13 protein-coding genes are annotated in these 12,824 nt (G+C 66.4%); 10 read left to right on the top strand and 3 right to left on the bottom strand.

What is annotated here, in order from left to right; translation table 11 throughout:
• Window position 1: 1 nt before the first annotated feature.
• The gene (locus AD89_RS0116035) at window positions 2-1,444 is read left to right on the top strand and encodes an aldehyde dehydrogenase family protein (RefSeq protein ID WP_035321227.1); all 1,443 of its coding nucleotides are present in this window, start codon (window positions 2-4) and stop codon (window positions 1,442-1,444) included.
• 25 nt (window positions 1,445-1,469) lie between these two features.
• The gene (locus tag AD89_RS0116030) at window positions 1,470-2,363 is read left to right on the top strand and encodes an EamA family transporter (protein WP_025780518.1); all 894 of its coding nucleotides are present in this window, start codon (window positions 1,470-1,472) and stop codon (window positions 2,361-2,363) included.
• A 12-nt stretch (window positions 2,364-2,375) separates the two neighbouring features.
• Here AD89_RS0116030 and AD89_RS0116025 read toward each other — a convergent pair whose 3' ends face one another.
• Window positions 2,376-3,353 carry a universal stress protein gene (locus AD89_RS0116025; protein ID WP_025780517.1) on the bottom strand — a complete coding sequence of 326 codons (978 nt, stop codon included), beginning with the start codon at window positions 3,351-3,353 and terminating at the stop codon, window positions 2,376-2,378.
• A gap of 190 nt (window positions 3,354-3,543) precedes the next feature.
• Between AD89_RS0116025 and AD89_RS18910 the strand changes: the two genes are divergently transcribed.
• From AD89_RS18910 to purM, 3 genes are read left to right on the top strand one after another with little or no spacing between them, the layout of a single operon-like run.
• Complete coding sequence (locus tag AD89_RS18910; protein WP_197021784.1) at window positions 3,544-3,999, top strand: hypothetical protein; 456 nt, start codon at window positions 3,544-3,546, stop codon at window positions 3,997-3,999.
• A 44-nt stretch (window positions 4,000-4,043) separates the two neighbouring features.
• Window positions 4,044-5,525: an amidophosphoribosyltransferase gene (gene purF, locus AD89_RS0116015; protein WP_025780514.1), complete on the top strand. Its 1,482-nt coding sequence runs from the start codon at window positions 4,044-4,046 to the stop codon at window positions 5,523-5,525.
• Window position 5,526: 1 nt separating this feature from the next.
• Complete coding sequence (gene purM, locus AD89_RS0116010) at window positions 5,527-6,624, top strand: phosphoribosylformylglycinamidine cyclo-ligase (RefSeq protein WP_025780513.1); 1,098 nt, start codon at window positions 5,527-5,529, stop codon at window positions 6,622-6,624.
• Window positions 6,625-6,888: 264 nt separating this feature from the next.
• On the opposite strand, the gene AD89_RS0116005 is transcribed toward purM, so the two are convergent.
• Entirely contained in the window at window positions 6,889-7,098 is a 210-nt protein-coding gene (locus AD89_RS0116005; RefSeq protein WP_025780512.1) for a DUF3073 domain-containing protein, read from the bottom strand.
• A 127-nt stretch (window positions 7,099-7,225) separates the two neighbouring features.
• On the opposite strand from AD89_RS0116005, the gene AD89_RS0116000 reads away from it, so the two are divergent.
• The 3 genes from AD89_RS0116000 (at window position 7,226) to AD89_RS0115990 (ending at window position 9,606) form a co-directional block, all read left to right on the top strand.
• Window positions 7,226-8,041: a hypothetical protein gene (locus AD89_RS0116000; protein WP_025780511.1), complete on the top strand. Its 816-nt coding sequence runs from the start codon at window positions 7,226-7,228 to the stop codon at window positions 8,039-8,041.
• A gap of 129 nt (window positions 8,042-8,170) precedes the next feature.
• Entirely contained in the window at window positions 8,171-8,725 is a 555-nt protein-coding gene (locus AD89_RS0115995; RefSeq protein WP_025780510.1) for a hypothetical protein, read from the top strand.
• Window positions 8,722-9,606 (top strand): hypothetical protein, encoded by an 885-nt coding sequence (locus AD89_RS0115990; RefSeq protein ID WP_035321230.1) that lies wholly within the window; start codon window positions 8,722-8,724, stop codon window positions 9,604-9,606. Before AD89_RS0115995 ends, AD89_RS0115990 begins: the two co-directional genes overlap by 4 nt.
• Here the strand turns inward: AD89_RS0115990 and AD89_RS0115985 are convergent.
• Complete coding sequence (locus AD89_RS0115985; RefSeq protein ID WP_231488728.1) at window positions 9,603-10,508, bottom strand: LysR family transcriptional regulator; 906 nt, start codon at window positions 10,506-10,508, stop codon at window positions 9,603-9,605. The two genes, AD89_RS0115990 and AD89_RS0115985, sit on opposite strands and share 4 nt — an antisense overlap.
• Window positions 10,509-10,580: 72 nt before the next feature.
• Here AD89_RS0115985 and AD89_RS0115980 point away from each other — a divergent pair, with 72 nt between their 5' ends.
• Window positions 10,581-11,543, top strand: a complete 963-nt coding sequence (locus tag AD89_RS0115980) for an EamA family transporter (RefSeq protein ID WP_025780507.1) — start codon at window positions 10,581-10,583, stop codon at window positions 11,541-11,543.
• Between the two features lie 24 nt (window positions 11,544-11,567).
• Window positions 11,568-12,764 (top strand): hypothetical protein, encoded by a 1,197-nt coding sequence (locus AD89_RS0115975; protein WP_025780506.1) that lies wholly within the window; start codon window positions 11,568-11,570, stop codon window positions 12,762-12,764.
• The last annotated feature ends 60 nt before the right edge of the window (window positions 12,765-12,824 follow it).

Raw genomic sequence — 12,824 nt, 5'->3', positions numbered from 1 at the left:
CATGAGCGCACAGATCACACAGACGACGTCGTTCATCGGCGGGCGGCATGTGCCGTCCCTGCTCACCTACGCGAACATCGACCCGGCGACCGGCGGCCAGCTCGGCGACATCGCCCGCGCCGGAGCAGATGAGGTCGACCGAGCCGTGCGGGTGGCGGCGAAGGCGCAGCGGGAATGGAAGCGCTCGAGCCCCGAACAGCGCTCCCGTCTGCTCATCGCCACCGCGGCCGTCATCACCGCCAACCGCGACGATCTGGCCCGCATCGAATCCGAGGACACGGGCAAACCGCTGACCCAGGCCTATGCCGACGTCGACGTGTGCGCCCGCTACTTCGAGTTCTACGGCCACACCATCGAGTCCTACTACGGTCACGCGATCCCGCTGGCCGAGGACATGCACGTCTACACGCGGCGGGAGCCCTTCGGCGTCACCGGCCACATCGTGGCCTGGAACTATCCGCTCCAGCTCATCGGCCGCGCCGCCGCCACCTCGCTGGCCACCGGCAACTGCGCCGTCGCCAAACCCGCGGACGAGACCCCGCGGTCGACCGTGCGACTGGCCGAACTCATCCACTCCGTCGGCTTCCCCGCCGGAGCCTTCAACGTCGTCACCGGCCTCGGCGCCGAGGCGGGAGCGGCACTGAGCGCCCACCCCGGGGTGGCGCACCTGGGCTTCGTCGGATCGACGCAGACCGGTTCGGCCATCGCCCACGCCGCCGCCGAGAGGGTCGTGCCCACGGTCCTCGAACTCGGCGGGAAGTCCGCGAACATCGTCTTCCCCGACGCCGATGTCGATGCGGCCGTTCCGTCGCTCGTGCGCTCCATCATCCAGAACGCCGGGCAGACCTGCTCGGCCGGATCCCGGCTCATCGTCCACCGCGACATCCACGCCGAGGTGGTCGAGAAGATGGCGACGGCCATGGCAGCCGTGACCATCGGCTACGGCCTCGACGACCCGATGCTCGGCCCCCTGATCTCGGCCAAACAGCACGATCGGGTGGGCGGGTTCCTCGCCGAGGTCGATTCCGGGCAGATCGTCACCGGCGGCACCCGGCCCGACGGCCTGGCCGACGACCTCGCCGCCGGGGCGTTCATCACCCCCACCATCGTCGACTCCGTCGACCCGCAGTCGCGGATCGCCCAGGAGGAGGTCTTCGGTCCCGTCGTCGTGACCCTGCCGTTCGCCGACGACGATGAAGCCGTGGCCCTGGCCAACGGCACCGACTACGGGCTGGTCACGGCTCTGTGGACGCAGAACATCTCCCGTGCCCACCGGCTGGCCGCCGAGGTCGACGCCGGTCAGATCTTCGTCAACACCTACGGTGCCGGCGGGGGAGTCGAACTGCCCTTCGGCGGGTTCAAGAAGTCCGGCTACGGGCGCGAGAAGTCCATCGAAGCCCTCGACGAATACACGCAGACGAAGACCGTCGCCATCAAGCTGTGACAGTGCCGACGAGGCTGGTGCTGAGGTGACCTTCCCTGTCCTCGGGCTCGTCCTCATCGCCGCGATCGCCCACGCCGTGTGGAACCTCGCCGCGAAGTCCGTCACCGGCAAGGGCTTTGCCTTCGTGCTCGGCTACCACGGGCTCTCGGCGATCCTGCTCGCCCCGGTCGCTGCCGTCATCATCGCCACCGGCGCGCAGCCGCTGAACTGGGGGCTGGTCGGCGCGGCGGCACTGAGTGCGGTGTTCCACATCGCCTACTCGGTGGCTCTGCAGTCCGGCTACGACCACGCGCCGCTGGGCGTCGTCTATCCGACGGCGCGCGGCACCGGGCCGGTCGTGACGATCATCATCGCCGTGGCCCTCCTGGGTGAGCGTCCCACCCTCGCCGAGGCTCTCGGAGCCTTCACCGTCATCGCCGGAATCGCTGTCGTCACGATCCGCCCCCGCGGCGGGGACGGTCCCACCACCAGCGACGGTCTGCGGCGCGGCCTGGCGTGGGGTGGGCTGATCGGGGCGTTCATCGCCTCGTACACGCTCTGGGACGACTTCGCGGTCAACCACGTCAGCGACTCCCCGCTGCTGTACTTCGCCGTCTCCGAAGCCTGCGTCGGACTGATCATGACCGCGGGAGCGTTCACCCTGCCCGGAGGCCAGGACCGACGCGCGGACCTGCGTGAGATCCTGAGGAACCACAAACGGGCACTCGTGACCGTGGCGATCCTCTCACCACTGGCGTACGTGCTCGTCCTCTACGCGATGCAGCAGGCGCCGGTGGCGCTCGTGGCTCCCGTGCGGGAGACCTCGATCATCGTCGGCACCCTGCTGGCCTGGTGGTTCTTCGGGGAGAGGAACGTGCTGCTCAAACTCGCCGGTGCCCTCGTCGTGGTCACCGGCATCGGGCTCATCGCACTCGGCTGACGGGGCTGCGGCTCAGCGGCGACGGCCGGGCTGACGGCGGTTGACCCGCACCACCCGGACCGGACACACGGCGTGGGAGAGCACGCCCTGCGACGTCGACCCGAGGATGGTGGAGACGAAGCCGCCGCGGCCACGGGAGCCGATGACCATGAGATCGGCGGTGTATGTGGCGGACACGAGCACCTCGGTGGCGGGAGCGTCGAAGATCGAGTACCGCACCTCGAGGTCGGGGAAATCGGTCGTGAGCGAATCGGCCGCGGCGGTGAAGGCCTTCGCCGCTTCGTCGTACATCCGGATGAGATGCTCTTCGCTGGGCATCCACTCCGGCGAGAGGATGTGCGTGGCGGTGACCCCGACGAGGCGCAGCGGAACACCGTAGATCGCGGCCTGAGCGGCAGCTGCGCGCAGCACCGGGGTGTCGGTTTCGAAGGGATCGACGGCGGCGACGACCTCCCCGGAGAAGTCGGGGCGTGAACCGGTCTCCGCCTCGGCGGAGGGACCATCCGTCGTGCGGACGGGATCATCGACGGGCAGGGGAGTCGTGGGCATGACTCGGGTGGGCCAGGTGCTCGGGACGACGACGGTGGGGCACTGCGAGTGCGCGGGCATCGCCAAGGCCACGGACCCGAGGAGGCGACCGGCGAACCCGCCACGACCGCGCGCCCCGACGACGGCGAGGGCGGCGTTCTTCGAATGCTCGACCATCACTCCGGAGGCGTCACCGGGAGCGATCGTCGTCGAGACGGGAATCCCGGCCTTCGTGACGGTGGCGGCGGCCGCCTCGGCGATGGATTCGACGGTCTGCTTCACGGCACTGTCGAAATCGGCGGGGTAGACGATATCGGCCTGGCTCATATTCACGCCGGGGACGGTGTAGGCGGAGACGATGCGGATCTCTGCGGAGGTCTTCTGTGCGTGCGTGATCGCCCACTGCAGGGCGCATTCGGCGTTGTCGGAACCGTCGATGCCGACGATGATCGTATGGGACATATCGCAAACCTCTGTCTTCAGTGACCGTCAATCTGGTTGAGTCCAGTTTAGTTGTGTCCAGTTTATGGGAACTGGCATGAGACTGCCTGGGAGGAACCTCAGGCTGACTCGACTAGACTGTTCGCGACCTGTAGTTCCGGGGCGATCCCGGCGATCCATCGGCCCATCCGGCCACATGTCCAAGGAGATCATGAAGGACCAGATCGACGTCTCCGTCCGTCGCAGCCCCAAGTACTCGGTGTTCATGGGCATCGGCGCGGTTCTCGGCATCGTGTCAGCCGGAATCCTCGCGGTCTTCGTCGACCCGGCCGATATGCCGATGGGCTACACGGTGGCCAAGGGGCTGGGTCTGCTGCTGCTCGTCCTCGGGATCGGGGGACTGTTCCTCGGCGGACTCGTCGCGCTCATCCTCGACTGGCGGGGACGGAAGACGTCGAAGGAATTCCGGGTCGATGCGCAGATCGACATGGTCGACGATCCGAAGGAGATCGCGCGCCGTCGCATCGCCGAAGCCCGCGGGGAGGACCCGGATGCCGACGCGGCCGAGGGCGGGACCGCCTCGGCGAATACGGATTCGGCACCTGCTGCCGACGACGGGGACGATGCGGGAGCCGGACGGGATTCGGCCCCCGGTTCCACAGTCTGAGCACCGGGTCAGAGGGCAGCTGCGGGTATGAGACAATTTCACTCGTGGCAAGAGGAGACGGGCAGCTGACGCACGAAATCGACCCCCAGGACCGCGGACCGCAGGATGAATGCGGTGTGTTCGGAGTCTGGGCCCCCGGCGAGGAAACCGCCAAACTCACCTACTTCGGGCTCTACGCCCTGCAGCACCGCGGACAGGAGTCCGCGGGGATCGCCGCCAGCAACGGCAAGCAGATCCTCATCTACCGTGACATGGGCCTGGTCTCCCAGGTGTTCCACGAACGCGATCTCGAGCTCCTGCAGGGCCATATCGCCGTCGGGCACACCCGGTATTCGACGACCGGATCACCCTCGTTCGAGAACGCCCAACCCACGCTGGGGCCGACTCCGTTCGGCACCGTGGCGCTGGCCCACAACGGCAATCTCACGAACTTCGACGCCCTCGAGGCCATGGCCGACGCTCGCCGCGACCATGCGACGAAGGTCGTCGAGGAGGCCACGAAGAAGACGGCCCGCACCCGCCCCTTCCGCGACTCCTCGAACGACACCTCCCTGGTCACCGAACTCTTCGCCACCGAAGAGGGCGAGGACCTCACCGAGGCGGCCCTCAACCTGCTGCCGCATGTCGAAGGTGCGTTCTCGCTGGTCTACATGGACGAGCACACCCTCTATGCAGCCCGTGACCGGCACGGGGTCAGGCCCCTGTCGCTGGGTCGGTTGGAGAACGGCTGGGTCGTCGCCTCGGAGACCGCGGCACTCGACATCGTCGGCGCGAAGTTCGTCCGCGACATCGAACCCGGTGAGCTCATCGCCATCGACGAAGACGGTCTGCGCTCGCACCGCTTCGCCGAGCCGAGCCAGGCCCGCTGCGTCTTCGAATACGTCTACCTCGCCCGTCCCGACAGCATGCTCGCCGGCAAGAACGTCCACGCCGCGCGCACGCAGATGGGCAGGCAGCTGGCCGAGGAGTACCCGGTCGATGCCGACCTCGTCATCGCCACCCCCGAATCCGGGACCCCGGCGGCCGTCGGCTATGCCGAAGCCTCGGGCATCCCGTTCGGCCAGGGGCTGATGAAGAACGCCTATGTCGGCCGCACCTTCATCCAGCCTTCGCAGACGCTGCGGCAGCTGGGCATACGACTCAAGCTCAACCCGCTGCGAGAGAACATCGAGGGCAGACGGCTCGTCGTCGTCGACGATTCGATCGTGCGCGGAAACACCCAGCGGGCGCTGGTGCGGATGCTGCGAGAGGCCGGAGCGGCAGAGGTCCATGTGCGCATCTCCTCCCCGCCGGTGAAGTGGCCGTGCTTCTACGGGATCGACTTCGCGACTCGGGCCGAGCTCATCGCCAACGGACTGACGACCGACGAGATCAAGGACAACCTCGGCGCCGATTCTCTCGGCTACATCTCCCTGGACGGCATGATCGCCGCCACCCAGCAGGAGCGCAGCCAGCTGTGCACCGCCTGCTTCTCGGGTGAGTACCCGATTCCCGTCAACAACACACCCGCCGACAAAGGATGCTGAGTTGAGTTCCGAAGCGAACCCGAAGTCCACCACCTATGCCGCCGCCGGCGTCGACGTCGAAGCCGGAGACCGCGCCGTCGAACTGATGAAAGCTGCCGTCTCGGCCACCCACAACTCCTCGGTCGTCGGTGGGATGGGCGGATTCGCCGGACTCTTCGACGTCTCCGTACTCAAGGACTTCGAGCGTCCGCTGCTCGCCTCGTCGACCGACGGAGTGGGCACAAAGGTCGCCATCGCTCAGGCCATGGATAAGCACGACACCATCGGCTACGACCTCGTCGGCATGGTCGTCGACGACATCATCGTCTGCGGTGCCCGACCCCTGTTCATGACCGACTACATCGCCTGCGGCAAGGTCGTGGCCGAACGCATCGCCGACATCGTGCGGGGAATCGCCGACGCCTGTGCCTCGGCCGGTGTCGCACTGGTCGGCGGGGAGACCGCCGAACACCCGGGTCTGCTCGGGGCGGACGAATACGATGTCGCCGGTGCCGCCACCGGTGTCGTCGAGGCTTCGAAGCTGCTCGGACCGGAGAAGGTCCGCGCCGGGGACGTGCTCATCGGTCTGCCGTCCTCGGGCATCCACTCCAACGGATACTCCCTGGTCCGCCACATCATCGCCGAGGCGGGATGGGGCCTGGACAGGCAGGTCCCGGAGTTCGGCCGCACCCTCGGTGAGGAGCTGCTCGTTCCCACCCATGTCTACACCGGCGAACTCGCTGCTCTCTTCGACGCACTGCCCGATGCCGTCCATTCGGTGTCGCACGTCACCGGCGGGGGACTGTCGGCCAATGTGGCCAGGGTGCTTCCGCAGGGTCTGGTCGCGAGGATGTCGCGGGCCTCATGGGAGATCCCGGCGGTGTTCTCCGTGCTCGGCGAGCTCGGCGGAGTGCCGCAGGACGACCGTGAACGCACCTGGAACCTCGGCGTCGGCATGGTCCTCGTCGTCGACGCCGCATCCGTCGACGGTGTCCTCGCCGCGAGCCCCGGAGCCTGGGTGCTCGGCGACGTCGCCGCCGATGACGGTTCTCTGGCGCGTGATCCCTACTATGTGCAGGGCGCCAAGGGCGTCGACGGGGGTGCCGCGATCCTGCAGTAGGGGTCGCGGTCGCCGGCCCCCGCGCCTTGTCGCGCGGCATCCCTCACCGAAACTCTCACACCCTCGCGCTCCTGCACGGGGGTGTGCTGCTTTCGGTGCGTGATGGCCAGGAAGGCGGAGGAATTGCACGCAACGGTGCGGGATGCGCGTGAGGGCACGGCCGCCTCGGCGAGGGATGCCCGGGCGTACGACAGAGGGCGGGGACCGAAGTCCCCGCCCTCTGTGCGTGTCAGATCAGCCGTGCGCGGCTGGCCTCATCCGAGCTCAGTCCTCGTACTCGTCGTCATCGTCGACGTTGTACTTGTCGGCGTAATCCGAGTAGTCGGGTTCATCGTCGTACTGATCGGACGGACCGGACTTGCTCGCGTCGGCGCCCAGCTCCTGCTGGAGTCTATTAAGGTCGGTATCCGGGCTGTAGTACTTCAGCTTCCGAGCTACCTTGATCTGCTTTGCCTTTGCGCGGCCGCGACCCACTGGCGTGACCCCCTCCGTCGTCGATGGGACCGATTGCCCCGGACTAGATCTCTGCTATGCGCTTAAATCCTACCTGTTCATACTGGGAAGTTCCATTTTGTGAGTGGACCTTGGATAGGCTGAACCCATGGCCTACCGTCGCGATTATGTTGTCACCCTGCGGATCTTCGAACCTCTTGTGGTGCATTCCGAATTGCAAGACAGGCAGGTGGAGGACAACCGGTCACGCATCGAGGAGCAGATTTCCCACGACGCTGACAAGCGCCTGATCTCCCTGCCTCCGTCGCCCGTGGCCGATTCGTTTCGGCGCACTCCGATCTTCCTTCCGGCGTCTCAGACCTCGGACGGGGTCGACCGTTTCTGCCCTGCTCAGGAGGACATCCGCGGGTGGGAGGCGCTCGATTCGCTGGCCGAACACACCTCGAAGGCGACCTTGGACATCGTCGCTCCGAAGTCCGCTCGCCGCCGTGCCGCCAGCCGTCGGGCGGAGTGGCTGCAGGACGCCAAGGACACGCGGATCTTCACCCGCGTCGCGGCCTGGGACGTGCCGCCGTCGTGGTGGCTGTTCTTCTCCCTGACCGAGGATCAGATCATCACCGAGGAGGTCGACGAGGGCCTGCGGGTGCTCATCCGCACGGACATCCTGGCCGCCTCGGCGCGGATGGAATGGGCCTCGGAGACGATCGCGGACACCTCGAAGGTCGTCGATATGGTCGAACAGACTTCGGTGTTGGCGGAGTGGATCGACACCTTCGATATGAACTCGATCCTCGAGCTCGACCTCGGCGGGATGTCCGATGTGCTGTGGCCGAGCGAAGCCGCGGAACTCGTCGACTCGTGGGTGACTGCGCTGAGCAACAACGATTCCGAGTCCGCGGTCGCCGCCTTCCAGAAATATGCGGCCGGGTGGGAGCAGCTCAACCTCTACGCCCGCAGCTCCTGACCCCTCTTACTACCCGACGGCGGCCCAGCAACCTCGCGCGAGGTTGCTCAGCCGCCCTCAGGTAGCAATTGGGGCGGATAGGATTGTCTGCGAACGAGCCGCACCCGAGAGGACGAGTCCTGTAAGCGTATGGAAGAGAAGAAGCGCCGCCTCCTGACGAGCCAGGAGCCCGGCTCCGGCAGCCTGGCTGACTCCGGCACGTCCACCGGCTCCCGCAGTTCCAAGGCTCAGGCCCGGGTCAAACCGCTGTCGAAGGTCTCCATCGGCTGGCGCATCGTCGTGCCCGCTATTGCCTTCGTCATCCTCACCTGCGGACAGTTCCTCAACACGAACGACTTCTTCCCGCTCGGATCGCTCACCCAGTACGCCACCGCCAAAGACCTCAACGGCACCGTGAACTCCACGTGCCTCGAAGCCCAGTTCCCCGGCGAGGACGAACCGCGCCGCCTCGGGTTCAACACCGCGACCGTCGGCATCGAACGCGGTGACGTCGAATCCCAGCTCGATCGGGTCATCGCTCACCCCGAACTCCTGCAGTCGATGGCCGACTCGTACATCCGGCTGCATCCGGACGAACCGAAACCGGAGACGATGATCCTCTGCCGCACCACCACGCAGCTGCAGGACGGCCTCGCCGTCGGCGAACCCGAACAGACGACACTGGCGACATGGGAGGTCCGATGAGCCGCACCCCGACCCTGACGGCCACCCCCGCCGAGGCGACCCCCACGAATCCGTTCCTCCGCTGGTTCATGCCCGAGGTCTCCTTGGCCCGGGTGGCCGTGTTCCGCGTGTTCATCTACGTCTTCATCATCATCGATGTGCTCACGATCTCCGGCGACGTCATCGCCCACGGATGGACACCCGAGTTCTACCAGCCGCTGTGGTTGGCGAGGCTCCTCCACATTCCTGCGGTCAGCGTCCTCGGCGCGCAGATCCTGCTTGCCCTCATCATCGTCTTCTCCCTGCTCGCCGCAGCAGGGATCCTTCAGCGCATCAGCGGTTGGGCCGTGGCGATCAGCTTCGGTGCGTGGATGTTCTACACGCAGGGCTACGGCTACGTCGCGCACGATCATATGGCGCTCGTCATCGCCGCCTTCGTCCTGCCCACGATCGGAACGGCGCGCTTCCGGGACGTCGGCACCGCCTCGGCGAGGGCCGGGTGGGCACTGCGCATGGTGCAGATCGCGGTCGTGCTCACCTACTTCTACTCGGTGCTCATGAAGTGGATCGCCTCGGGCAATATCACGCATTGGGCCAACGGTGCGGTCATCATCTGGGCGCTCATGCGCCGCGGCGCCGAATGGTCGAAACCGTTCCTCGAGATGCCCGGCCTCCTCATCGCCGCGCAATGGGCGACACTCGTCTTCGAGTTCCTCTCACCCGTCGTCTTGTTCCTCAAGGGCAAGTGGCTGTACGGGGCCGTGGCATTCTTCTTCCTCTTCCACCTCATGACGTATCTCGCGCTGGGCATCCACTTCCTGCCGACCGTCATCTGCTGGGCGGCGTTCCTGCCCCTGGAGAAGCTCGTGCCCAAGCGCTTCACCAGCATGGGCACCGCCTAAACCGCGGCGTCGTCGACCCGGCTGAGCGCGCTGATCACAGCACGTACTGCGACACGTTCGGCCGTGTCCGGACGCAGCACGGCTACGATCCAGCGTGTCGTCGTCACCCCCATCAGCGGCACCAGCGACAGTCCCGCATCGCGCGGCGTCGTGAACCGGGGGAGGAGCGCGACCTGGTCCGAGGAGGCGACGATCGCTTCGATGAGCCGGTTGTCCCGGATGCGTTGGACGACGTCGAGGTCGCGACCGGTGAGATGCTCGATCGAGGTGAGGATCGTGTCGAAGGGGTATCCGCAGGGCACTCCCACCCAGCGACAATCGACGACATCGTCCGGGGTCAGCTCGGCGCGATCGGCGAGCCGATGGTCGATGGCGAGGGCCACGTCGATGGGTTCGCGGGCGAGCGGGACGACGGTGAGTCCGTCGGTGCCCAGGGGTCGTTCGGCGACGAGGCTGTGTGCGACGACGATATCGACATCTCGGGTCAGTCCCGCGAATTCGTGCTCGGCGAGGTCGACATCGTCCATGCGCAGATCGATGTGCGGGTGGTCTTCCCGCAGCCTGCGCAGCGCATCGGGGAGGAGGTGGGTGAGCGCGCTCGGCAGCCCGGCCAGGGTGATCTCTCCGACAGCTTCGCCGAGGTGGCCCTCCCATTGGGCCTGCACCCGGGCGAGCGTGCGGGCCACGTCCCGACCACCGTGGGCGAGCAGCCGTCCCGAGGCTGTGAGCGTGAGTCCGCGACCGGCGGGCTCGACGAGAGCGTGGCCGATCTCGCTCCCGGCCTGCCTCAGCTGCTGAGAGACGGCCGACGGGGAGCGATGGGTGACATCGGCGACGGCGGTGACGCTGCCGTATTCGTCGAACAGGCGCAGCAGCTCGAGATGTTTCGGATCAATGACCATGAAGTCATGCTACAGATTCGATGAAGCACTCTGCGATTGTTCTTCATAGTTGTTGCGGTTGAGAATGGGGCCATGTCGTTCAAGCACTGTCTGCTCGCCGCCTCGGTGGCGGTGATATGGGGACTGAATTTCCTCGCCATCGATCTCTCCCTGGCCCAGTTCCCGCCCTTCTTCCTCGTGGCTCTGCGCTTCGCCCTGCTCGCGGTTCCCGCGCTGCTTTTCGTACCGAAGCCCGACGTCAAAGCACGGTGGATCATCGGCTACGGACTCGGCTTCGGACTGCTGCAATTCCTCTTCCTCTACTGGGCGATGGCCGCTGGCATGCCCGCGGGACTCGCGTCCCTCGTCCTCCAAGCTTCGGGCCCCTTCACGGTGCTGCTGGGCATGACGTTCCTGCGCGAGAGGGTCCGCGGTTCGCAGATGGCCTTTCTGCTCGTCGCGATGGCAGGGCTCGCCGTCGTAGGCTGGCAGCGATTCGACTCGAATGCGAGTCTCCTGCCCTTCCTCCTCACCCTCGCTGGCGCCTTCGGCTGGGCGATCGGCAACATCTGCAACCGGCAGGCTCACACCACCGAGCCGATCAAGCTGACGATGTGGATGTCCGTCGTCCCACCCCTGCCGATGCTGGCGCTCTCCCTCGCAGTGGAAGGACCTGAGAGGGTCGGGGCGTCGTTCGCGGGGCTGACTACCCCGACCGGACTTCTTGCCATCGCTGGCCTGATCTACACCACGGTCGTCGCGACGATCATCGGGTCGGGGCTGTGGTCGTGGCTGATGTCGCGCAACCCGGCCGGCGTCGTCGCACCGTTCTCGATGCTCGTTCCTGTGGTCGGGATGAGCGCGGCGTTCGTCTTCCTCGGCGAGCGAGTCAGCCTCGGGGAGCTGTGCGGAGCCGTCCTCGTCATCATCGGGGTCCTCGGAGCGGGCCTCAAGGCTGCGAAGGGGGCCCGTATTCTCGCCGCCGCCGAGGTTGCCGTGCCGGTGAGCGGGCAAGCGGAGGATTCCGACGCCAGCGATTCCATCAGGACCAGTTGACGGGCATTCGCGTAGCCTGAGGTCATGACCGCCGATGATGCGCCTCCGACTCTTCATGACGACCGCCTGTCCGTCGAGGATCTGCTCGCGTCCCCGCGGGGTCGCTCGCTCGTGTTCGGGCTGGCTCTCGAGCAGGTCGAGAGTCTTCCGTGGACTCGCGATGAAGAAGCCCCAGGTGTGGAGGCGGTGGTGCGCAATCTGAGGTGCCTGTGCCCGGTTGCGCCGACTTGGAGTGTTGTTAAGGAAGCCATATCTGACGTAGTCGACGCTGCAGTGTATTGGCAGCCTCCTGATGATGACGATTGGGGGACCGCGGAAATCGGCGAGGTTCGTGAGATTCTGCGTCCCTTCGCCGAGACGCTCGTTTCCACGGGCTTGCTAGATGCCTGGTCGAAGCCACTCGATCCCGATGATCAATGGGCGCTGGCCTGGGACGACAAAGATCTCAACGAAGTCAATGGACGCCACACAGAACTGCCCGCGGTCTTCGACCTCGAGACGGGCCCGACGGATGCGAGCATAGAAATCACGCTGACTGATCTCTATCCTCCTCTCGACGGGCACGGAACGAGGCTTGCCTGGGGTTTGAGCGAGTGGCTCGCAGATGTCCTCACTACTGAAACTGAGTACCGTCACGATTTCGCCAAGAACCCGTATATGGAGCTCTCCGGCGAATGGTGGTCGACCCCACCCCACGGTCTCTGGGGGTCGACGGGAACGTGGCCGGATGGGACTCTGATCGGCGTCGAACTCGTCGAGGACGATTTCGGTCTCGAACGTGCCCGAGCCTGCCGTCTGAAACTGCGCCCGGATGCCCGCATCGCCGAGATTCGCGGACCTGAGGATTGGGCGGATCTGTGCCGGCGCTATCCGCTCGACGTCACCGCGCAGCGCCGCCACGTGTGGTTCGAGACCACAGGGCGCAAGGGTCGGTGGGTCATTCCCGATTGGTCACGGGCGGCCGAGGAATTCGACGGTGTACACGTGGGTCTGGCTGGCTATCTGCGCGCGACCGGTGCGGTCATCGATGTGGCGGAGGGCCGCCTCGGCGAGGAACCGGAGACCGTCCCCACGGCAGGTAACACGGACGATCGGACAGCGAGTGTCCTGGCGGGCTGGCACCCGGATACGACGTTCTGGCTGAACAACGTCATCGAGGCAGTCACCGAGGTGGCCGAATGGCGCTATGACGGCGACGCTGATCGGTGGGTGCGGGGCTGAGTCAGCTGAATGAAAGTCAGTCGCCCGGCGACAGGCTGGGCGCCTCGTCGATGCCGAAGC

It is taken from the genome of Brevibacterium sp. VCM10 (genome assembly GCF_000583215.1).
Lineage (GTDB): Bacteria > Actinomycetota > Actinomycetes > Actinomycetales > Brevibacteriaceae > Brevibacterium > Brevibacterium linens.
The sequence above is the reverse complement of the archived record's forward strand: the minus strand, read 5'-3'. Positions and strand labels throughout refer to the sequence as shown.

What these genes read in the sequence shown, in the direction of transcription:
- AD89_RS0116035 (WP_035321227.1), top strand. Translation starts at nt 2, where the DNA reads ATGAGCGCACAGATCACACAGACGACGTCGTTCATCGGCGGGCGGCAT.
- AD89_RS0115985 (WP_231488728.1), bottom strand. Translation starts at nt 10,508, where the DNA reads ATGGTCATTGATCCGAAACATCTCGAGCTGCTGCGCCTGTTCGACGAA.
- AD89_RS0115975 (WP_025780506.1), top strand. Translation starts at nt 11,568, where the DNA reads ATGACCGCCGATGATGCGCCTCCGACTCTTCATGACGACCGCCTGTCC.
- AD89_RS0115995 (WP_025780510.1), top strand. Translation starts at nt 8,171, where the DNA reads ATGGAAGAGAAGAAGCGCCGCCTCCTGACGAGCCAGGAGCCCGGCTCC.
- AD89_RS18910 (WP_197021784.1), top strand. Translation starts at nt 3,544, where the DNA reads ATGAAGGACCAGATCGACGTCTCCGTCCGTCGCAGCCCCAAGTACTCG.
- AD89_RS0115980 (WP_025780507.1), top strand. Translation starts at nt 10,581, where the DNA reads ATGTCGTTCAAGCACTGTCTGCTCGCCGCCTCGGTGGCGGTGATATGG.
- AD89_RS0115990 (WP_035321230.1), top strand. Translation starts at nt 8,722, where the DNA reads ATGAGCCGCACCCCGACCCTGACGGCCACCCCCGCCGAGGCGACCCCC.
- AD89_RS0116000 (WP_025780511.1), top strand. Translation starts at nt 7,226, where the DNA reads ATGGCCTACCGTCGCGATTATGTTGTCACCCTGCGGATCTTCGAACCT.
- AD89_RS0116025 (WP_025780517.1), bottom strand. Translation starts at nt 3,353, where the DNA reads ATGTCCCATACGATCATCGTCGGCATCGACGGTTCCGACAACGCCGAA.